Origin of the sequence: Blastococcus sp. MG754426, from assembly GCF_021699055.1 — a bacterium.
Taxonomy (GTDB): Bacteria; Actinomycetota; Actinomycetes; order Mycobacteriales; family Geodermatophilaceae; genus Blastococcus.
Window position 1 is genome coordinate 22,099 of record NZ_SSXC01000013.1, and the last position, 20,905, is coordinate 43,003.

Sequence of the window (20,905 nt, forward strand, 5' to 3'; positions counted from 1 at the left end):
GCCGCCACGGATCCGGGACGGAGGTGCGATGCGCGTTGCCCGGCTCGAGACGGCCCTCGGCGCGCTCGGCACCGCTGCCCTGCTCGGGGTCCTGTCGCTGGCCGTCGGGCTCGACGCCGCGGGCTGGTCGGTCGGGCTGGTCTCCGGCTGGGCCGCGACCGCGCTGCTGGTCGTCGGCCGGGCCCGCCGCGGGGATCCCGTCCTCCCGCCGGACCGGGTGACGCTGGGGCGGGCGGTGCTGACCGCCGGGGTCGCCGCGCTCGTCGCGGGCTCCGCCGACCGGCCGCTGCCGGTCACCGCGGTCGTCGTCCTCTCCTCCGTCGCGCTGGTGCTCGACAACGTGGACGGCCGGGTCGCCCGCCGCACCGGCACCGCCACGCCGTTCGGGGCCCGGCTGGACGGCGAGGTCGACGCCTTCCTCATCCTCGTCCTGAGCATCGCGGTCGCCCGGGACCACGGCGCGTGGGTGCTGGCGATCGGCGCCGCCCGGTACGTCTTCCTGGGAGCGGGGTGGGTCCTCCCGTGGCTGGCCGCGCCGCTGCCGCCCCGGTACTGGGGCAAGGTCGTCGCCGCTGCTTCGGGCGTCGTCCTCACCGTCGCGGTCTCCGGCGTGCTGCCCCAACCGGTCGGCACGGTGGCGGTCGGGGTGGTGCTGCTGCTCCTGGCCGAGTCGTTCGGCCGCAGCGTCGTCTGGCTGTACCGCACCGGCGCCGGACCGCGCACCCGCCGGGCGCTGCGGTCCGCCACCGCCGTCGTCGCGGCCGGGATCGTGTGGGCGGTCCTCGTCGCACCCCCTCGACTGGACCAGCTCACCCCGGGCTCCTTCGCCCGCATCCCGCTGGAGGGGCTCGCCCTGGTGGCCCTCGGGCTCGTGCTGCCGCCGCGTCCCCGGCGGGTCGTGGCAACGGCCGCGGGCGTCGCCCTCGCCGTGCTCGCGGTCGTCAAGCTGCTCGACACCGGCTTCACCGCCCAGATCGGCCGGCCGTTCAACCCGGTGCTCGACCACGGCGCGTTCGTCCCGGCCGTCGAGGTGGTGCAGGACTCGGTCGGTGAGGCGGCGACCCTGGTCGTCCTCGGCCTGGCCGCGCTCGCCCTCGTCCTGGCGATCGCCCTCGTCGTCGCGTCGACGATCCGGCTCACCGGCGGCGCCGCCCGGCACCGGGGCCGATCGGCCCGGGGACTCGCGGCCCTCGGCCTGGTGTGGGCGGTCTGCGCCGCGCTGTCGCTGCAGCTCACCCCCGCCGGCCCCGTGGCCTCGACCAGCGCCGCCGGGCTGGCCCTCGCGCACGGGAGGGACGTCGGGCGGGCGCTCGCGGACCAGGAACGCTTCGACACGGAGGTCCGCTCCGCCGACCCGCGCACGGGTGCGGCGAGCGGGCCGGGGCTGCTCGCCGCGCTGCGCGGGAAGGACGTCGTCATCGCCTTCGTCGAGAGCTACGGCCGGGTCGCCGTCGAGGACCCGGTGGTCGCTCCCGGTGTCACGTCCGTGCTGCGCACCGGCACGACCCGGCTGGAGCGCGCCGGGTTCGAGGCGCGCAGCGCCTTCCTCGACTCGCCGACGTACGGCGGCTACAGCTGGCTCGCCCACGCGACCCTGCAGTCCGGGCTGTGGATCGACGGCCAGCCGCGCTACGACCGGCTCATGGCCAGCGACCGGCGCACGCTCAGCAGCGCCTTCGGCGCCGCCGGCTGGCGGACCGTCGGTGTCAACCCCGCCCACGACGGGCCGTGGCCCGAGGGCACGTCGTTCTACGGCTACGACCGCGTCTACGACCGGAACGGCCTGGGGTACCGGGGTCCGGCCTTCAGCTGGGCCCGGGTGCCCGACCAGTACACCCTGGCCGCCTTCGAGCGGCTCGAGCTGCGGCCGGGGCACGCCCCGGTGATGGCGCAGATCGACCTCGTCTCCTCCCACCAGCCGTGGACGCCCCTGCCCGCGATGGTGCCGTGGGACGAGCTCGGCGACGGCTCGGTCGTCTTCGAGGGCATGGTCGCGCAGGGCCTGTCGCCGGAGGAGGCCTGGCGCGATCCCGAGACCGTCCGCCGGCTCTACGCCCAGTCGATCCAGTACTCCCTCGAGGCGCTGATCTCCTGGGTGGCCCGCCTGGACGACCCCGACCTCGTCCTCGTCGTGGTCGGCGACCACCAGCCCCCGACGGCGATCAGCGCCCCCGACGCCGGCCGCGAGGTGCTCGTCTCCCTGGTGACCTCGGACCCGGCCGTGCTGGAGGGCATCTCCGCCTGGGACTGGCAGACCGGGCTGCTGCCCGGCCCGACCGCGCCCGTGTGGCCCATGGACGCCTTCCGCGACCGCTTCCTGGATGCCTTCGGCGCGGCCCCGGGCGTCCGCGCCGAAGGGCCGGTGCGGTGAGCGCCCCGACGGCGCGGGCCTTCTGGCTGCGCGGGCCGGGCGCCGGGGAGATCCGGGCCGCCCGGCTGCGCGAGCCGGGACCGGACGAGGTCGTCGTCCGGGCGCTCCACTCCGGGATCAGCCGGGGCACGGAGACCCTCGTCTTCCGGGGGGAGGTGCCCGAGCACCAGCGCGAGGCCATGCGGGCGCCGTTCCAGGTCGGGGACTTCCCCGGGCCGCTGCAGTACGGGTACCTGAGCGTGGGCGTCGTGGAGCACGGCCCCGCCCCGCTTCTCGGGCGCACCGTCTTCTGCCTGCACCCGCACCAGACGGTCTACGTGGTCCCCGCCGACGCCGTCGTCCCGGTGCCCGACGGCGTCCCGCCCCGGCGGGCCGTGCTGGCCGGCACGGTCGAGACCGCGCTCAACGCCCTCTGGGACGCGCCACCGCTGCTCGGTGACCGGGTCACCGTCGTGGGCGCCGGCATGATCGGCTGCTGCGTCGCGCGGCTGCTGGCGCGATTCCCGGCCACCGACGTCGAACTGGTCGACGTCGACGACGCCCGCGCACCGGTGGCCGGACGGCTCGGGGTCCGCTTCGCCGCGCCGGCCGGCGCCTCGGGCGGGCGCGACCTCGTGGTGCACGCGAGCGCGACCGCCGCGGGGCTCCAGCTGTCGATCGACCTGCTCCGGGCCGAGGGCACCGTCCTGGAGCTGAGCTGGTACGGAGACCGGGAGGTGGCGCTGTCGCTCGGCGGCGCGTTCCACTCCCGGCGGCTGCAGCTGCGCGCCAGCCAGGTCGGGGTCGTGGCGGCGGTGCGACGCGGCTCGCGGACGACCCGGGACCGGCTCGCGCTGGCCCTCGACCTGCTGCGGGACGACGCCTTCGACGCGCTGCTCACCGGGCAGTCGCGGTTCGACGACCTGCCCGAGGTGATGGCGCAGCTCGCCGCCGGACGGCTGCCGGCCCTCTGCCACACGATCGCCTACGACGAGGAGTGAGCCCGTGTTCGGTGTGACGGTCCGCGACCACATGATGATCGCCCACAGCTTCACCGGCGAGGTGTTCGGACCGGCCCAGCGGCTGCACGGCGCCACGTACGTCGTCGACGCCACCCTGCGCCGGGCGGAGCTCGACGCCGACGGCGTGGTCGTGGACATCGGCGCGGCCGCCGGGCTGCTGCACGAGGTGCTCGGCGAGCTGACCTACCGGAACCTGGACGACGACCCCGCGCTGGCCGGCACGAACACCACGACCGAGGCGCTGGCCCGCGTGATCGCCGACCGGCTGGCGGACCGGATCCACCAGGGCGCGCTCGGGTCCGGCGGTCAGGCGCTGGCGGACCTGGCCGTCACCCTGCACGAGTCGCACGTCGCGTGGGCGACCTACGAACGGCCGCTGTGAGCGGACAGGGGCGTGCGCATCGCAGCGTGAACCGGGTCCACGTCGTCGTGCCGGCGGGCATCGACGACCCCGCCCGGGTCAGCGGCGGCAACCGCTACGACCGCGAGGTCTGCGACGACCTGCGCAGGGCCGGGTGGCAGGTCACCGAGATCGCCGCCGGGGGGTCGTGGCCGCGACCGGACCCGCCGGCGCTGGCCGCCCTGGCGCGCGCGCTGGACGCGCTGCCGGACGGCGCCCTGGTCCTCGCCGACGGGCTGGTCGCCTGCGCCGCCCGGACCGTGCTCGTACCCTGCTCCCGCCGCCTCCGGCTCGTGGTGCTGGTGCACATGGTCTTCGGCGGCGACGCCGTCGGGGCCGACGACGAGGCGGCGGTGCTCGCCGCCGCCCGGGCCGTGATCACCACCAGCCACTGGACGCGGCGCCGCCTGCTCGACCGCTACCACCTCGCCGCCGCCGGCCTGCACGTCGCCCGCCCCGGGACCGGACCGGCCCCCGTGAGCCCCCGGTCGGCCGGCGGCGGACGGCTGCTGTGCGTCGGGACGCTGGCGCCGGTCAAGGGCCAGGACCTGCTGCTCGCCGCCCTCGGGGACCTCGCCGGTCTCCCCTGGCGCTGCACGCTGGTCGGCTCCCGGGACCGGGACCCGCGCTTCGCCGCCGCGCTGGTGCGCCGGGCCGCGGCCACCGGGATCGGCGACCGCGTCCGGATGACCGGCGTCCGCACCGGGGAGGCGCTGCGCCGCGCGTACCAGGAGGCCGACCTGCTCGTCGTCCCCTCCCGGGCCGAGACCTACGGCATGGCGGTCACCGAGGCGCTGGCCGCCGGGCTGCCCGTGCTCGCGACCCGGGTCGGCGGCCTCCCGGAGTCGGTCGGGCGCACGGCCGCGGGCCCACCCGGTCTCCTCGTACCCCCGGCGCACCCGGCGGCCCTCGGCGCCGCCCTCGCCCGCTGGCTCACCGACCGCGCGCTCCGCGACCGCCTCCGGGACGCCGCCCTGCTCCGGCGCGAGACCCTGGAGCGCTGGCCGGCCACGGGGACGCGCGTCCGGGAGGTGCTGGCCGCGGTGGGCGCTGAACCGGATGCGCCGGCGATCCGTGTCGACCGGTGAGACGGACGGAGGCCGAGGGGTGAGCGGACGCGCGTGGGCGAGGGCACGCGTCCTCGGCGGCGTCCTGGTCCTCGCCGTCCTGGTCTGGCGGCTGGGGGCGGACCCGTTCCTGGACGGCATCCGCGGGCTGGGTCCGGGGGCGCTGCTCGCGGCGGCCGCCATCGGCGCCGGCACGACGGTCTGCTCGGCCTGGCGCTGGCGCGCCGTGGCCGCGGCGCTCGGGGTCGGGCTGCCGATGCGCGCGGCGGTCGCCGCCTACTACCGGGGGCAGCTGCTCAACAGCCTGCTCCCCGGCGGCGTGGTCGGGGACGTCTACCGCGGCGTGCGGCACGGGGCCGACGTCGGCGACCTGGGCCGCGCGCTGCGCGCCGTGGTCTGGGAACGGGTCGCGGGCCAGGTCGTCCAGGTGGCGATGGCGCTGGCGGTGCTGACGACGTTCCCCTCGCCGCTGCGGGGGCCGGCCCTCGCGGTAGCCGGCGTCGGCGCCGTGGCCGCGGGGGTCCTGCTGGCCACCGGGCGGGGTCTGGCGCTGCGCGGCCCGGTACGCCTGGCCCGCTTGGCCCGCGCGGTGCGGGTCGAGGCCCGGACGGCGCTGCTGCAGCCCTCCACGTGGCCGCCGGTGCTCGTCGCGTCCGTCCTCGCGGTGCTCGGCTACCTCGGCACCTTCCTGCTCGCCGCCCACGCCGCCGGCGTGCACGGCCCTCCCCCGCAGCTGCTCCCGCTGGCGCTCGTCGTCCTGCTGGCCGCGGCCATCCCGGTCAACGTCGGTGGCTGGGGACCACGGGAGGGCGTGGCCGCGTGGGTCTTCGCGACCGCCGGCTGGGGCGCCGCCGCCGGCGCGAGCGTGGCCACCGCCTTCGGCGTGCTGGTCCTGGTGTCGGTGCTGCCCGGCGTCCTCGTCCTCGTCGCCGACCGGAGGCACCCGCCACGGCCGCGCACCGCCCCCACCACGGTGCGCCGGCCGGGGGACGACCACGTGCAGGACGAGGCTCGAGAGGACGGTGCACTGCATGGCTGACCGGCCCTACACCCTGCTCAGCTGCGGCATGTCGATCGACGGGTACCTGGACGGCACGGACGCCGCCAGGCTGCTCCTGTCCAACGACGCCGACTTCGACCGGGTCGACGCGGAGCGAGCCCGCTGCGACGCGATCCTGGTCGGCGCCGCCACGGTCCGGAACGACAACCCCCGGCTCCTGGTCCGGTCGGCCGCCCGGCGGGCCGAGCGGGTGGGGCGCGGGCTGCCCGCGTCCCCGGCCAAGGTGACGCTCACCCGGCGGGGAGAGCTCCCACCCTCGGCCGCCTTCTTCACCACGGGGGACGCGGAGAAGATCGTCTACTGCCCCACCGGGGCAGCCGGCGACGTCCGGCAGCGGCTCGGCGGGTTCGCGACCGTCGTCGACACGGGCCCGGCGGCGGACGTCGACCCGGCGGCCGTGCTGGAGGACCTCTCCGCCCGCGGCGTCGACCGGGTGATGGTCGAGGGCGGCGGCACGGTGCTCACCCAGTTCCTCACCGCGGACCTGGCCGACGAGCTGCACCTCGTGGTGGCGCCCCTGTTCGTCGGCGACTCCCGCGCGCCGCGGCTGGTCCGGGACGGCTGCTTCCCGTGGCGCGACCACCACCGGGCGGCCCTGGCCGGGGTCGCGCAGATCGGCGACGTGGCGCTGCTCCGTTACGCCCTCTCCGACCGCTTCTGCGCCGAGCACGTCACGGGAGAGGACCGATGACGGCGCCGCTGCCCGCGGCGCAGCTGCGCACCCGGGTGCGCGTCCCCCTCCGCTTCCCCGACGGCTACGCCACCACGGCCGTGGTGAGCAGCTTCCACGGCCTCGTCGACGGTCGCGAGCACCTGGCCCTCGCGCTCGGCGAGCCGGCCGCCGTCCCGCTGGTCCGGCTACACAGCGAGTGCCTGACCGGCGACGTCTTCGGCAGCCAGCGCTGCGACTGCGGGCCCCAGCTGCGCGAGGCGGTGGAGCGGATCACGGTGGCCGGCGGTCACCTGCTGTACCTCCGCCAGGAGGGGCGGGGCATCGGCCTCTACGACAAGCTCGACGCCTACGCGCTGCAGGACACCGGTCTGGACACGTACGAGGCGAACATCGCGCTCGGCCACCAACCCGACGAGCGGGACTACACGGCCGCCGCCCAGATGCTGCACGCCCTGGGCGTGCCCGCGCTGTCCCTGCTGAGCAACAACCCGGACAAGGCGGCCCAGCTGACCCGGCTCGGGCTCACCGTGGCGGAGCAGGTCCCGACCGGTGTGCACGTGTCCCCCGCGAACGTCACCTACCTGTCCGCCAAGGCCCGGCGCGGCCACGACGGCCTGCACCGGGCGGCGCTCCTCGCCGACGGGACGTCCGAGGTACCGGCCGGCTGACCGGTGCACGACGACGCCCCGCCGACCGGTCGGTCAGCGGGGCGTCGTCGGCGGGGCGGGAGCCCGCTCAGCTGCCGGCTGCTCCGTGGCACTGCTTGTACTTCCGGCCCGAGCCGCAGGGGCACGGTGCGTTCCGCGGGGTCTCCTTGGTGCCGGTGACCGTCGCCGTCTTGGCCGCCTTGGCGCGACCGCTCTCCGCCGGGGAGGCGTCGAGGCTGGGCGCGGAGTAGGTGAGGTTCTCCGGCGCGCGCCGCGGCTCGTCGAGCCCCTTGACGGTGAGCTCGGGCGCGGCCCTCTCCGCCACCGGCTCCGCGGGCGCCGCGGGAGCGGGCGCCGCGGGAGCGGGGGCCTCGGCCGCCGGCGCCTCGGGAGCGGGCGCCGCGGGGGCGGTTGCCGTCCCGGTCACGGGCGCCGCCGGCGCCTCGGGGACGGGGGCGGACCGGCGGGCCGTGGCGGCCGCCGCGGTCCCGGCCGCCGCCCGCGCCGCGGCGGCCTGGCGGGCGAGCACCTTGGCCGTCCCCTCCTGCGCGGCGGCCAGGGCCTTGGCCTCGGCCTCGGCCTGCTTGGCCTTCGCCTCGGCGTCCTGCTCGTCCTTGGTCTTCACCTCGAGGTTGAACAGGAACCCGACGGACTCCTCCTTGATGCCGTCGAGCATCGCCACGAACATGTCGTAGCCCTCGCGCTGGTACTCCACGACGGGGTCGCGGTTGGCCATGGCGCGCAGGTGGATGCCGGCCCGCAGGTAGTCCATCTCGTAGAGGTGCTCGCGCCACTTGCGGTCGAGCACGCTGAGCAGCACCCGCCGCTCCAGCTCGCGCATGACCTCCGACCCGAGGGCCGCCTCCCGCTCCTCGTAGGCGCGGTGGACGTCGTCGAGCATCGCGGTCTTGAGGTCGTCGGCGGAGAGGTCGGGCTGCTCGCCGCCGGCCTTCTCCTCGATCAGCTCGTCGACGGTGAAGCCGACGGGGTACAGCGCCTTGAGGCCGGTCCACAGCTGGTCGAGGTCCCAGTCCTCCGCGTACCCGGTCTCGGTGGCGCCGTCCACGTAGGCGGAGACCACGTCGTCGACCATCGAGCGCACCTGCTCGTGCAGGTCGGCGCCCTCGAGCACCTTGCGCCGCTCGTCGTAGATGACGGTGCGCTGGCGGTTGAGCACCTCGTCGTACTTGAGGACGTTCTTCCGGACCTCGAAGTTCTGCTGCTCCACCTGGGTCTGCGCCGAGAGGATCGCCCGGCTGACCATCTTGGACTCGATCGGCTGGTCGTCGGGCACCCGCAGGGTGTTCATCATCGACTCGAGCATCGGGCCGTTGAACCGGCGCATGAGGTCGTCGCCCAGGGAGAGGTAGAACCGCGACTCCCCCGGGTCGCCCTGGCGGCCCGACCGCCCGCGCAGCTGGTTGTCGATGCGCCGGCTCTCGTGCCGCTCCGTGCCGAGGACGTACAGGCCCCCGGCCTCGGTGACCTCCTCGTGCTCGGCCTTGACCTGCGCCCTGGCGGCGTCGAGCGCCTCGTCCCAGGCCGCCTCGTACTCCTCCGGGGTCTCCGCCGGGGAGAGCCCGCGGGCACGCAGCGCCTCGTCCGCGATGAACTCGGCGTTGCCGCCGAGCTGGATGTCGGTGCCGCGGCCGGCCATGTTGGTGGCCACGGTGACCGCCCCGGGGCGGCCGGCCTGGGCGACGATCGCCGCCTCGCGCGCGTGGTTCTTGGCGTTCAGGACCTCGTGCGGGATGCCGCGCCGGAGCAGGAACTTCGAGAGGACCTCGGACTTCTCGACGCTCGCGGTGCCGACCAGCACCGGCTGCCCGGCCTCGTGCCGCTCCGCGATGTCGTCGACGACGGCCTCGAACTTGGCCTTCTCCGTCTTGTAGATGACGTCGGAGCGGTCCTGCCGGACCATCGGCCGGTTCGTCGGGATGGGGACGACGCCCAGCTTGTAGGTCTGGTGCAGCTCGGCGGCCTCGGTCTGCGCCGTGCCGGTCATCCCCGACAGCTTCTCGTAGAGGCGGAAGTAGTTCTGGAGGGTGATCGTGGCGAGCGTCTGGTTCTCGTCCTTGATCTTCACCTTCTCCTTGGCCTCGATGGCCTGGTGCATGCCCTCGTTGTAGCGGCGGCCGGCCAGCACGCGCCCGGTGAACTCGTCGACGATGAGCACCTCGCCGTTGCTGACGATGTACTGCTGGTCCTTCTTGAACAGCTCCTTGGCCTTCAGCGCGTTGTTCAGGTAGCTGATCAGCGGGGTGTTGGCCGCCTCGTAGAGGTTGTCGATGCCGAGCTGGTCCTCGACGAACTCGACGCCCTCCTCGGTGACGGCGACGGTGCGCTTGTCCTCCTCCACCTCGTAGTGGACGTCGCGCTTCATCATCGGGACCAGGCGGGCGAACTCGCCGTACCACTTGGCGCTGGTCTCCGCGGGGCCGCTGATGATCAGCGGGGTGCGGGCCTCGTCGATGAGGATGGAGTCGACCTCGTCGACGATCGCGAAGTGGTGCCCGCGCTGCACCAGGTCGGCCTTGCTCCAGGCCATGTTGTCGCGCAGGTAGTCGAAGCCGAACTCGTTGTTCGTGCCGTAGGTGATGTCGCAGGCGTACAGCTCGCGACGCTGGGCGGGCGTCTGGCCCGACAGGATGCTGCCGACCGACAGCCCCAGGAAGCGGTGCACCCGCCCCATCCACTCGGCGTCGCGCTTGGCCAGGTAGTCGTTGACCGTGACGACGTGCACGCCCTTGCCGGTCAGCGCGTTGAGGTAGGCGGGGAGGACGCCGGTGAGCGTCTTGCCCTCACCGGTGCGCATCTCGGCGATGTTGCCCAGGTGCAGCGCGGCGCCGCCCATGAGCTGCACGCGGAAGTGCCGCTGCCCCAGGGTGCGGGTCGCCGCCTCGCGGACGACCGCGAAGGCCTCGGGCAGCAGCGCGTCGAGGGACTCGCCGTCGGCGTGGCGCTCCTTGAACTCGTCGGTCTTCGCCCGCAGCTCCGCGTCGGTGAGGTCGGTGTAGTCGTCGGCGAGCGACTCCACCGCGTCGGCGATTCTGCCGAGGCGTCGGACGAGCTTGCCCTCACCGGCACGGAGGATCTTCGAGAACAGCACGACCCCAGCGTAGGCGGCCCGGCCACGGCTGCGGACGTGGCGACCGCCCGGGGCACCACGCGTCGCATCCGTACGCTGCAGCGATGGCTCGCGATCCGTCCGACCCGGGCGCCGGACTGCTGGAGTTCCTCACCGAGCGGCACCTCGCGACGCTGACCACGCTGCGTCCCGACGGCACGCCGCACGTCGTGCCGGTCGGCGTCACCTACGACGCGGCGACGGCCACCGCCCGGGTGATCACCTCGGGCACCTCCGCCAAGGCCCGGCACGTCCGGGCGGGGCAGGCGCGGGTCGCCGTCTGCCAGGTCGACGGGCGGCGCTGGGCCACGCTGGAGGGGGCGGCGGTCGTGCGCGACGACGCCGCATCGGTGGCCGACGCCGTCGAGCGGTACGCGCGGCGGTACCGCCGGCCCCGGGAGAACCCGGCCCGGGTGGTCATCGAGATCTCGGTGGACCGCATCCTCGGCAACGCCTGAGGGAACACCCCGTCCCTCTCCCCGCTCGCAGGCTCGCAGGACCCGGAGGTGCGGGCCTGCCCGGACCAGCGCGACGGCAGCCGCACCGACGCGGTGCTGTTCGGGCGGCTCGCCCGCGACCGAGCGCGGCTCACCGGGGGTGGAGCGGGGCACGACCGGCGGCCGTGCCCCGCTCCGGTCAGGCGTTCGCCGGTTGCGCGACCGCGGCCGGCGCGGACGCCGGGGCGCCGCCGTCCTGCGACACGGGCGCGAGGCGGATGAGGCCGTAGTCGTAGGCGTGCCGGCGGTAGACGACCGTCGGCTGGCCGGTGTCGGCGCACTGGAACAGGAAGAAGTCGTGGCCGACCAGCTCCATCTCGTGGAGCGCCTGGTCGACGGTCATCGGCGTCGCCGGGTGGTGCTTCTCCCGGACGATCTGCCCGGGCAGGTGCTCGTCGAGGTCGGTGACGTGCGGTCCCGAGGCCAGCTCGCGGTCGAGCTCGAGCTGCTGCTCGATGGTCATCTCGGGGTGGCCGGTGTCCGGTGCGGCACCGGTCAGGCGCACGCTGTCGGGGGTCCGGCGGCCGTGGTGCACCCGGCGGCGGTCCGCCGCCCGGCGCAGCCGGTTGTCCAGCTTCCCGCTGGCCAGGTCGAGCGCCGCGTAGAAGTCCGGGCCCGCGGCCTCGGCGCGGACCACCGGACCCTTGCCGCGCAGCGTGATCTCCACGCGCTGGCAGCTGGCCGACTGGCGGGGGTTCTTCTCGTGGAACAGCTCGACGTCGATGCGGGACAGCTTGGCGTCGAAGCGCTCCAGCTGCCCGACCTTGTCCTCGACGTGTTGGCGGTAGTGCTCGGGGACTTCGACGTTGCGACCACGGACCACGATCTCCATGAGACCTCCCGGTTGGGGACGGGCTTCGGTCGCTTCGACGCTAGTCCCTCCCACGGGACCGCGACAGTCGATCGAGGTCGCCGGGCCGGCCCGCCCCGGGTGGCCCCGCCGGCGCCCGCGGGGTGGCCGCGACGACCGCTGCGACCACCGGGCCGGCCGCTCCGGGGGCGGCTCCCAGCACCCGCGCCGCCTCGGTCAGCGTGGCCCCGGTGGTGACCACGTCGTCCACCAGCACGACCAGGGCACCGGCGGGTCCCCCCGGGCCGGCGACCTCGAACGTGCCGGTCAGGTTGGCGCGTCGCTCGGCGGCGGACAGCCCGGAGGAGTCCCTGACGCGGCCCCGGCGGCGCAGCACCCGCCTCTCGCCGGCCACCACCCCGGCCGCCCGCAGCTCGGCCACGGCCTGCCGGGTCAGCTCGCGCACGTGGTCCCGGCCCCGGGACCGGAGGGCGGCGCGGGACGCGGGGACGGGCACGAGCAGCAGCGGCGGCTGCCCGTCCACGCCCAGCCGGACGGCGGCGACGGCGAGGGCCAGCGCGGTGCCCAGCGGCGCGGCGAGCTCCGCCCGCCCCTGCTCCTTGAAGGCGTTGACCACGGGGCGGACCGGCCCGGCGTAGGCAGCGGCGGCGACCGTCGGGGGGAAGCCCGCCGGGAACCGCCGGGGCGAGGCCAGGTGCGGCGTCGACAGCAGCCGGGCGCAGCGGGGGCACAGCACCACCCCCGGCGCCCCGCACCCGGCGCAGCAGCGGGGCAGCACGAGATCGGCCAGCGCCGCCCCCACCCTGCCGATCGTCGCGCTGAGCACCACGGCACCCTATGGCCCCGTCCGGAGGCTCGGGCCGAGCGTGAGGGGCCTGAGGAGACGGGTCCTCCACCTGTGGACGGCGCCCGGCTCAGGACGGGTAGAAGGGCGCCGTCCCGGGCAGCGGCTCGGCGCCGCGGACGAGGGTCACCCACCGGCCGCCGGAGAGCTGCCAGATCGTGGCACCGGCGCTCACCAGCGCCTGCCGCGACGGGGCGACCGCGAGCGCGGTCGGCTGGCTGGGCAGTCCGGAGGTGGAGACCGGGGACAGCCCCCACCCGTCGACGCCGACCGTGTACGGGACGATGCGCTCCTCCCCCGCGTCCCCCGCGAGCACCATGAGGCTGCCGCTGTCGCGCCAGCCGACGTCGATGACCCCGGTCAGGGTGGGCGCCACGTCCCGGAGGTCGCGCAGCACCACCGCGCCGTCGTCCGCGGACCGGACCACGGTGCCGACGTGCACCCGGCGGCCCTGGGCCCCCTCGACCACGACGGCGGCGCGCACGCCGTCGGGCGAGAGCTGCAGCACGTCGGCGCGGCCGAGCCCGGGGAGGGTGGGGGCGGTGACCGGCTGCGGCGGCCCACCGGCGGGCACCCGGACGAGCTCCGTGCCGTCCCGCACCACCCACGCCTCGGTGCGCGTGGCGGCGACGGTGGGGGCGCTGATCGAGCCCCCGCTGAGCACCTGGGCCAGCTCGCCGCCGTAGGGGCCGGCGAGCAGGGTCGCCCCCGCCTCGTCGGTGCGGACGCCGGTGAGGAAGGACAGCTGGCCGCCGGCCGCCGCGACGGCGGCGCTCTCCAGCCCGTAGCGCCCCTCCCCGGCCGGGCCGGGGACCGGGTCGCCGCGCGGGACCGTCTCCACGGCCCCGGCGTCGATGTAGTGGCCGACCCCGTCCACCGGGACCGCATCCGGGTCGAAGGAGGCCCAGTCCTCGATCGTCTGCTGCTGCGGGACGCCGTCGGGGGTGATCGGCTCCCCGTCGAGCAGGACGACGACGTTGACGATCCGCGGGCGGACCAGCTGCTGCAGGCTCCACACCAGCTGCGCGGAGACCTCGGCGAGCAGCGGGGCGGGCTCCGCCGGCAGGCCGGTGAGCTCCACCGTCGCGGTCTGCCCCTCGACGGTGACCGACGAGGTCAGCTCCACACCGCTCAGCGGGTTGACGACGCCGGCGGCCAGCGCCGCCGACGGCCCGGTGATCAGGCGCTCCACCAGCACGGTGGGCTGGGACTCGCCGCGGATGAGGTAGCGCGGGTCGGGGACCACGCGGGAGTAGGTCGGGTCGAGGAAGTAGGCGTCCACCGGGTCGTAGAGCCGCCGGAAGTCGGGCTCGAGCATGATCAGGCCGTCGGGCGGGTTGGTGATCCGCCACTCGCCGTCGACCTGCTCCAGGGTGAAGTCGCGGCTGAAGACGCCCCGGTCGGCCACGGTGAACACGCCGCGGGGGTCGACGGTGCCGATGAGGTTGGCGGTCACGGTGACCGCGCCCTCGTCCGTCGTCACCACCGCGTAGTCGGTGCCGATGACGCTGATCCCGCTGTCGTCCGCCCACGTCTCGGCCGGCCCCGGCGCGAGGTACTGCCGGGCCACCGGGTGGCGCCGGACGGTGCTCGCGGCGGCGTCGATGAACTGGCGCACGATCTCCTCGGCGCTGGCGCCCGCCACCGGGGCGACCGGCTCGATGCCGACGGCCTCGGGCACCCGGGCCGGCGCCTGGGTGATCAGCACCGTGGCCGAGTCGGTGGGCACGGTGGAGCAGGAGACCAGGGTCAGCACCGCGGTGAGCAGCGCCAGCACCACGGGCGCGCGCCGGGTCACCGCAGCGCCCCCGGGCGGCGCAGCTTCACCGGCCGCAGCGGCAGCGGCGAGCTGGTCAGATCGGTGCCGGCCACCAGCGGCAGGGTGAGCCGGAACTGGGCGCCCGCGCCGGGCTGGCCCCACACCTGCAGCCAGCCGCCGTGCAGGCGGGCGTCCTCCAGGCTGATCGACAGGCCCAGCCCGCTGCCGCCGACGGTGCGCACCCGCGAGGGGTCGGCCCGCCAGAACCGGTCGAACACGTGCTGGGCCTCCCCGGGGCTCAGCCCCACGCCGTGGTCGCGCACGGTCACCGCGGCCGCCGACCGGTTGGCCGCCAGGGTGATCTCCACGGGGTGCCCGGCGCCGTGCTCGATCGCATTGCCGACCAGGTTGCGCAGGATCCGCTCGACCCGGCGGACGTCGACCTCGGCCAGGACGCTCTCCTCCGGCCGGGTGACCACCAGCTCGCAGGCGTGCCGCTGGGCGAGCGCGCTCATCCCGTCGACGACCCGCCCCACCAGCGCCCCCATGTCGGCCGGGGCCGAGTCCAGCACGGCGGCGCCGGCGTCGTACCGGCTGATCTCCAGCAGGTCGGTGAGCAGCGCCTCGAACCGGTCGAGCTCGGCACGCAGCAGCTCGGCGGAGCGGGCGACGTGCGCCGGGAAGTCCTCCCGGGCCTCGTGCAGCACCTCCGCGGCCATCTGCACGGTGGTCAGCGGGGTGCGCAGCTCGTGCGACACGTCGGAGGTGAAGCGCTGCTGGAGCTGGGACAGCCCCTCCAGCTGGGGGATCTGCCGCTGCAGGCTGTCGGCCATCGCGTTGAAGCTGGTGGCCAGCCGCGCCAGGTCGTCCTCGCCGCGCACCGCCATCCGCTCCTCGAGCTGCCCCTCGGCGAGCCGCTGCGCGGTACCGGCCGCCTGGCGCACCGGGTCGACCACCAGCCGGGTGACCAGGACGCCGATGCCCACCACGAGCAGGGTGAGCGCAACGCCGCTGATGAGCACCGTGGTGCGGATCAGGCCGAGGCTCTCCTGCTCCTGCTGCAGCGGGAACACGTAGTAGAGCTCGATCCGGTCGGGCCCCTGCGCGTCCCCGGTCACCGGGGCGCCCACCACGAGGCTGGGCCGGGGATCCCCCGCGTCACCGGGGACCATGTCGTACTTCGACGCCTGGTTGCCGGCGTCCACCGCGGCCCGCAGCTCCTGGGGCAGCGCGGCGGTGAGCGGCCGCTGGTTGGTGGCGGGGATCTCCGTGCCGCCGGAGGGGCGGTAGACCATCACGACGTCGAAGTCCCCGGCCGCGCCACCGCGGTCGAGCAGCTGGTTCACCGTGCGGGCGAGGGTGGCGCGGACGCTGGCGGCGTCCCCGGTCGCGATGCCGGCCACCTCGCTCTGCGCGTAGACCACGCCGGCCTGCACCTGGTCGATCGCGGCCTGCCGCTTGACGTCGAGCAGCTGGTCCTTGATCTGGCTGAACAGCACCAGGCTCACGATCACGACCACGGTGCCGGCGAGCAGCATGGCGATGGCGCCGATGCGCACCTGCAGCGACGAGCGCCAGGCCTGCGCCGTCCGGGCACCGAGCTCGCGCAGGGCCCGCCTGGTGCGGCGGCGCGCCCGCCCGGCCCGGCGGCGCAGCCCGCGTCCCAGCCGGACGAGCTCGTCCCGGGTGCCCGGCCGGCCACCGCCCCCCGGGGTGGGCTGGTCGGCCCCCGTGCCCGTCGCGGGGGTCCGGGTGGCGGTCACCGCTCCAGTGTCACCCGGCCGGCGACGGATGCGGGTAGGCCGCGCACGGTGAGGCTCGCCTCGCCTCCGCTCACGGGGGACCGGCCTTGTAGCCGACGCCGCGCACGGTCAGCACGACCTCGGGCTTCTCGGGGTCCTTCTCGACCTTGGCCCGCAGGCGCTGCACGTGCACGTTGACCAGGCGGGTGTCGGCGGCGTGCCGGTAGCCCCACACCTGCTCGAGCAGCAGCTCCCGGGTGAACACCTGGCGCGGCTTGCGGGCCAGGGCCACCAGCAGGTCGAACTCCAGCGGCGTCAGCGCGATGGGGACGCCGTCCCGGCTGACCTGGTGGGCCGGGACGTCGATCTGCACGTCACCGATGCTGAGGTTCTCCGCCTGCCCGGTCTCCCCCCGGCGCAGCTGCGCCCGCACGCGCGCGACCAGCTCGACCGGCTTGAACGGCTTGGTGACGTAGTCGTCGGCGCCGGCCTCGAGCCCCTGGACGACGTCGATGGTGTCGCCCTTCGCGGTGAGCATGACGATGGGCACCGTGGACTGGGTGCGGATGTCCTGGCAGATCTGCAGCCCGTTGCGCCCGGGCAGCATCAGGTCCAGCAGCACCAGGTCGGGCCGGGTCTGCTGGAAGACGCCGACCGCGCGGTTGCCGTCGGAGACGAAGGCGGGTTCGTACCCCTCGCGCCGCAGCACGATGCCGAGCATCTCGGCGAGGGCGGCGTCGTCGTCGACGACGAGGACACGGCCGCGGCTGGGCCCGTTCTGGGGAGCGGAAGGTGGCACGGCGACCATTCTGCGCTGTTCAGGGCGTCGAGGGGTCCCGCCCCACCCGCGCGGGTGGCTGCCGGGACGCGTGTGACGCCCCGGACCGCCCGCGGGCATAGGAGGCGATACCTGCGCCTCAGGCCCCCGAGACGCAGGTAGAGCTTCCTGTGCCCCTGCTGGTGACGTGCTGGAACGGCCCCGCTGCAGGGCCCCACGGCGCGCGAAGCGTGCCGTGGGGGGCAGCGGGGTCCTTTCTCAGTAGCGGTAGTGGTCGCTCTTGTAGGGGCCCTCGACCGGGACGCCGATGTAGTCGGCCTGCACCTTGGTGAGCTCGGTCAGCTTCACGCCGAGCGCATCGAGGTGCAGCCGGGCCACGTGCTCGTCGAGCTTCTTCGGCAGCACGGTGACGCCGGGGGTCTGCCCCTCGTAGGCGGCGCGGTTGTTCCACAGCTCGATCTGCGCGAGCACCTGGTTGGAGAACGAGGCGCTCATGACGAAGCTGGGGTGCCCGGTGGCGTTGCCCAGGTTCAGCAGCCGGCCCTCGGAGAGCAGGATGATCGTGTGGCCGTCGGCGAACCGCCACTCGTCCACCTGCGGCTTGATCGTCGTGCGCTCGATGCCGGGGGTGCGCGCCAGGCCGGCGACGTCGATCTCGTTGTCGAAGTGCCCGATGTTGCCGATGATCGCCTGGTGCTTGGTCCGGCCGAGCTGCTCGGCGGTGATGATGTCCTTGTTGCCGGTGGCCGTGATGATGATGTCGGCCTTGCCGATGACCTCGTCGAGCGTGGTCACCTCGTAGCCGTGCATCGCCGCCTGCAGGGCGTTGATCGGGTCGATCTCGGTGACGATGACCCGGGCGCCCTGGCCGCGCAGCGACTCCGCGCAGCCCTTGCCGACGTCGCCGTAGCCGCAGACCACGGCCACCTTCCCGCCGATCATCACGTCGGTGGCGCGGTTGATGCCGTCGATGAGCGAGTGCCGGCAGCCGTAGAGGTTGTCGAACTTGCTCTTGGTGACCGAGTCGTTGACGTTGATCGCCGGGAAGAGCAGCCGGCCGTCGCGGGCCAGCTCGTACAGGCGCATGACGCCGGTGGTGGTCTCCTCGGTGACGCCCGTGATCCCCTGGCCGATGCGGGTCCAGTACCCGGCGTCGGAGGCCAGGCTGCCGCGGAGGACGTCGAGGATGACGCCGTACTCCTCGGAGTCGGCGTCGGTGGTGTCGGGGACGACGCCGTCGGCCTCGAAACGGGTGCCCAGGTGCACCAGCAGGGTGGCGTCGCCGCCGTCGTCGAGCAGCATGTTCGGGCCGACGACCTCGCCGCTCTCGTCGCGGAACTCGAACAGGCGCTGGGTGCACCACCAGTACTCCTCGAGCGTCTCGCCCTTCCAGGCGAAGACCGGCACGCCGGCCGGCTGCTCGGGGGTGCCCTCGCCGACGACGATCGCGGCGGCGGCGTGGTCCTGGGTGGAGAAGATGTTGCAGCTGACCCAGCGCACGTCGGCGCCCAGCGCGGTCAGCGTCTCGATGAGGACGGCGGTCTGCACCGTCATGTGCAGCGAACCGGCGATGCGGGCGCCGGCCAGCGGCTGGGCGTCGCCGTACTCGGCGCGCAGCGCCATGAGGCCGGGCATCTCGTGCTCGGCGAGCCGGATCTCCTTGCGGCCGAAGCCGTGCAGGGAGAGGTCGGCGACCTTGAAGTCGGCCTCGCCGGTCGGGGTGGTCAGCGTGCGGGTGCCGGTGCTGGCGGTCATGGAGGCTCCAGGTGGTGCCCGGCAGCTGGCCGGGCGATGCAGTCGGATGCAGGGTCGCTTCGATCCCCGTGACCGGGGAGAGCGAGCATGCCGAGGCTTCGGCGGGGCTCGTGCCGTTCCCCAGGATAGGCGGCCGCCGCCACCCCGTCGCCCGACGACCACCCGGGCGGGTCAGCCCTCGCAGCCGACGCCGTCGCCGTCGCCGTCGAACCGCTCCGAGAAGCCCGGCTCGCCCCGGTGGATCGGTGCCGCCCCGGCCGCGCGGACCGCGGCGCAGTCCGCGTAGGCCGGCGCCGGCGCGGCCGCCGCGTCCGGGGCGGGCCCGGCGTCGGGCGGTGCGGCGCCCGCCGGCAGGGGCTCCTCGGGGCAACCGGCGAGCACCCCGGCCATGGCGTCCCGCTCGGCCTGCGTCACCCACAGCCCGTAGCCGGCCTTCACCGCGACCTGCCGCGCCACGTAGGCGCACCGGTAGCCGGTCGCCGGCGGCAGCCACGTCGCCGCGTCGCCGTCGCCCTTCTGCATGTTGAGCGAACCGTCGACGGCCAGCAGGTTGAGCGGGTCGTTGGCGAACCGGACGCGGCGCTCCTCGTCCCAGCCCTGCGCGCCCTTCTGCCAGGCGTCCGACAGCGCGACGACGTGGTCGACCTGCACGTCGTCGCTGGTGTCCTGCCCGCGCACGAAGTCGATCGTGCCGCCCGAGTACGGGTCGGCGAAGGTACCGGTGGCGACGACGCACTCCCGGGTGCCCGGGACGGACGTCTCCCCCGTCAGGTCGCGGGCGAGGACGTCGTTGCGGGTGTCGCAACCGTTCCGGTCGGTGTCGACCCACCCGTGGCCGAACTCGTCGCGGTCGTAGCCCGTCCTCGGGGCGCGGCCCTTGACCTCGAGCCCGTCCAGCGCCGCCCGGGCGGAGCCCGCGGCCGGCGCGGGGGCGTCGGCCGTCGCCCCGGCGCCGTCGCCGGCCCCGGCGGCGGCGAGCGGCTCGCAGCCCGTCAGCAGGCCGAGCGCGAGCGCCATCCCGGCGAGCCGGCGGGCGCGGGACCCGGGTCGGACGTGCACGGAACTCCCCCAGCAGCCGGACGGCGGTCGTCCCGACGCTAGGCCGGTGCGCCACGGGCCCGGCGGCGCAACGCCGCGGGTGGCCGGGGTCTCAGCTGAGGTTGGTCGTGGCCCGGTAGAGGACGGCGGGGCCGCGGGCGGTCACCGGCTCGCCCGCGGGGAGGAACGCCGCGCGCCCCTTCTCCAGGGTCAGCTCGCCGTCGACCGAGGCCAGCACCGCAGTGCCCTCCGTGCACAGCAGCAGCTGCGGCCCGCGCGTGGTGAGCGTGCCGGACTGCTCGTCGAGGTGCACGCGGGTGAGGTCGAAGTCCTGCACCGGCACCGGGTAGCGCAGCCCGCCCGGCCCGAGCACCGGGTGGATCACCGGCACCCTGCCGTCGGTGAAGTCCAGGACCTCGATCAGCGCCGCCAGGTCCACGTGCTTGGCCGTCAGCCCGCCGCGCAGCACGTTGTCCGAGCTGGCCATGACCTCGACGCCGGCGCCGGAGAGGTAGGCGTGCAGGTTGCCGGCGGGCAGGAACACCGCCTCCCCCGGCGCGAGCTTGAGGTGGTTGCACATCAGCGAGATGACGACCCCGGGGTCGCCGGGGTAGGTCTCGGCCAGCGTCGCGGCCCACCGGTAGGTGTTGATGAACTCGGGGTCGGCCGCGGCCACGAACCGGGCGGCCGCGGTGGCGACGGCGTGCACCAGCTCGGTGCGCCGCTCGCCGGTCAGCGCCAGCAGCTGCGGGATCGCCGCCCGCAGGCCACCGCGCGCCAGGGCGGCGATGGTGGGCTTGAGCTCGGGCACCTGGAGCTTGGCCAGGCAGTGCAGCGACTCCTCCACCGGCCGGAAGCCGCACAGCGCCTCGAACGTGGTGAGCGCCAGCAGCAGCTCGGGCTTGTGGAAGGGGTCCTTGAAGGTGCGGGTCGGGTCGTCGTGCGGGATGCCGGCGGCCTCCTCGGCCGCGTAGCCCACCTCCGCCTGCGCCGTCGTCGGGTGCGCCTGCAGCGACAGCGGCGTGTCGGCCGCCAGCACCTTGAGCAGGAAGGGCAGCCGCGCCCCGAACCGCTCCACCACGGCGGGGCCGAGCAGCCGGTCGGGGTCCTCGGCGATCGCCTTGTCGAGCGGGCGCCCGTCGGAGAGGGTGCTGGGCTCGTCGGGGTGCGCGCCCACCCACAGCTCCGCGTGCGGGCGGTCCGCGGGCACGGGATCGCCCAGGAGCTCGGGGATGACGGTGCGGCTACCCCAGGGGTAGTACCGGACACCGTTGCTCAGCTGCCACATCGTCTGCGCAGGTTACGGGCCGCCTCCGCCTCGCGGAACGGACCTCA

The 20,905-nt window shown here is 75.2% G+C and carries 17 protein-coding genes; 8 read left to right on the forward strand and 9 right to left on the reverse strand.

Annotation, left to right across the window (positions count from 1 at the left end):
• Positions 1–28: 28 nt before the first annotated feature.
• Genes E9549_RS07120 through ribA form a run of 7 tightly spaced genes read left to right on the forward strand, consistent with a single transcriptional unit; the run spans position 29 to position 7,240 of the window.
• Positions 29–2,371 carry a CDP-alcohol phosphatidyltransferase family protein gene (locus tag E9549_RS07120; protein WP_236825838.1) on the forward strand — a complete coding sequence of 781 codons (2,343 nt, stop codon included), beginning with the start codon at positions 29–31 and terminating at the stop codon, positions 2,369–2,371.
• Entirely contained in the window at positions 2,368–3,351 is a 984-nt protein-coding gene (locus E9549_RS07125; RefSeq protein ID WP_236825839.1) for a zinc-binding alcohol dehydrogenase, read from the forward strand. The genes E9549_RS07120 and E9549_RS07125 overlap by 4 nt, the downstream gene beginning before the upstream one ends.
• Before the next feature lie 4 nt (positions 3,352–3,355).
• Positions 3,356–3,754, forward strand: coding sequence for a 6-carboxytetrahydropterin synthase (locus E9549_RS07130; protein ID WP_236825840.1), 399 nt, complete (start codon positions 3,356–3,358; stop codon positions 3,752–3,754).
• Positions 3,755–3,780: 26 nt separating this feature from the next.
• Positions 3,781–4,860: a glycosyltransferase family 4 protein gene (locus E9549_RS07135; protein ID WP_236825841.1), complete on the forward strand. Its 1,080-nt coding sequence runs from the start codon at positions 3,781–3,783 to the stop codon at positions 4,858–4,860.
• A gap of 19 nt (positions 4,861–4,879) precedes the next feature.
• Positions 4,880–5,878 (forward strand): lysylphosphatidylglycerol synthase transmembrane domain-containing protein, encoded by a 999-nt coding sequence (locus E9549_RS07140; protein ID WP_236825842.1) that lies wholly within the window; start codon positions 4,880–4,882, stop codon positions 5,876–5,878.
• Positions 5,871–6,590, forward strand: a complete 720-nt coding sequence (locus E9549_RS07145; RefSeq protein ID WP_236825843.1) for a RibD family protein — start codon at positions 5,871–5,873, stop codon at positions 6,588–6,590. The genes E9549_RS07140 and E9549_RS07145 overlap by 8 nt, the downstream gene beginning before the upstream one ends.
• Positions 6,587–7,240, forward strand: coding sequence for a GTP cyclohydrolase II (ribA, locus tag E9549_RS07150; RefSeq protein ID WP_236825844.1), 654 nt, complete (start codon positions 6,587–6,589; stop codon positions 7,238–7,240). The genes E9549_RS07145 and ribA overlap by 4 nt, the downstream gene beginning before the upstream one ends.
• 67 nt (positions 7,241–7,307) lie before the next feature.
• Here ribA and secA read toward each other — a convergent pair whose 3' ends face one another.
• Complete coding sequence (gene secA / locus E9549_RS07155; protein ID WP_236825845.1) at positions 7,308–10,328, reverse strand: preprotein translocase subunit SecA; 3,021 nt, start codon at positions 10,326–10,328, stop codon at positions 7,308–7,310.
• Positions 10,329–10,411: 83 nt separating this feature from the next.
• On the opposite strand from secA, the gene E9549_RS07160 reads away from it, so the two are divergent.
• Positions 10,412–10,804 carry a pyridoxamine 5'-phosphate oxidase family protein gene (locus E9549_RS07160; RefSeq protein WP_236825846.1) on the forward strand — a complete coding sequence of 131 codons (393 nt, stop codon included), beginning with the start codon at positions 10,412–10,414 and terminating at the stop codon, positions 10,802–10,804.
• 178 nt (positions 10,805–10,982) lie between these two features.
• Here E9549_RS07160 and hpf read toward each other — a convergent pair whose 3' ends face one another.
• The 8 genes from hpf to manA form a co-directional block, all read right to left on the reverse strand.
• Positions 10,983–11,675: a ribosome hibernation-promoting factor, HPF/YfiA family gene (hpf, locus tag E9549_RS07165; protein ID WP_236825847.1), complete on the reverse strand. Its 693-nt coding sequence runs from the start codon at positions 11,673–11,675 to the stop codon at positions 10,983–10,985.
• Positions 11,676–11,715: 40 nt separating this feature from the next.
• Complete coding sequence (locus tag E9549_RS07170; RefSeq protein ID WP_236825848.1) at positions 11,716–12,480, reverse strand: ComF family protein; 765 nt, start codon at positions 12,478–12,480, stop codon at positions 11,716–11,718.
• Between the two features lie 88 nt (positions 12,481–12,568).
• Positions 12,569–14,296, reverse strand: a complete 1,728-nt coding sequence (locus tag E9549_RS07175) for an LpqB family beta-propeller domain-containing protein (RefSeq protein WP_236825849.1) — start codon at positions 14,294–14,296, stop codon at positions 12,569–12,571.
• A complete protein-coding gene (mtrB, locus tag E9549_RS07180; RefSeq protein ID WP_236825850.1) occupies positions 14,293–16,020 on the reverse strand; it encodes an MtrAB system histidine kinase MtrB in 1,728 nt (575 codons plus the stop codon). The genes E9549_RS07175 and mtrB overlap by 4 nt, the downstream gene beginning before the upstream one ends.
• A 70-nt stretch (positions 16,021–16,090) precedes the next feature.
• Positions 16,091–16,807: an MtrAB system response regulator MtrA gene (gene mtrA / locus E9549_RS07185; RefSeq protein ID WP_236825851.1), complete on the reverse strand. Its 717-nt coding sequence runs from the start codon at positions 16,805–16,807 to the stop codon at positions 16,091–16,093.
• Positions 16,808–17,035: 228 nt separating this feature from the next.
• The gene (gene ahcY, locus E9549_RS07190; protein ID WP_236825852.1) at positions 17,036–18,532 is read right to left on the reverse strand and encodes an adenosylhomocysteinase; all 1,497 of its coding nucleotides are present in this window, start codon (positions 18,530–18,532) and stop codon (positions 17,036–17,038) included.
• 171 nt (positions 18,533–18,703) lie between these two features.
• Positions 18,704–19,591, reverse strand: a complete 888-nt coding sequence (locus E9549_RS07195; RefSeq protein WP_236825853.1) for a DUF1524 domain-containing protein — start codon at positions 19,589–19,591, stop codon at positions 18,704–18,706.
• A 91-nt stretch (positions 19,592–19,682) separates the two neighbouring features.
• On the reverse strand, positions 19,683–20,858 hold the full coding sequence (gene manA / locus E9549_RS07200; protein ID WP_236825854.1) for a mannose-6-phosphate isomerase, class I: 1,176 nt from the start codon (positions 20,856–20,858) through the stop codon (positions 19,683–19,685).
• Positions 20,859–20,905 lie beyond the last annotated feature (47 nt).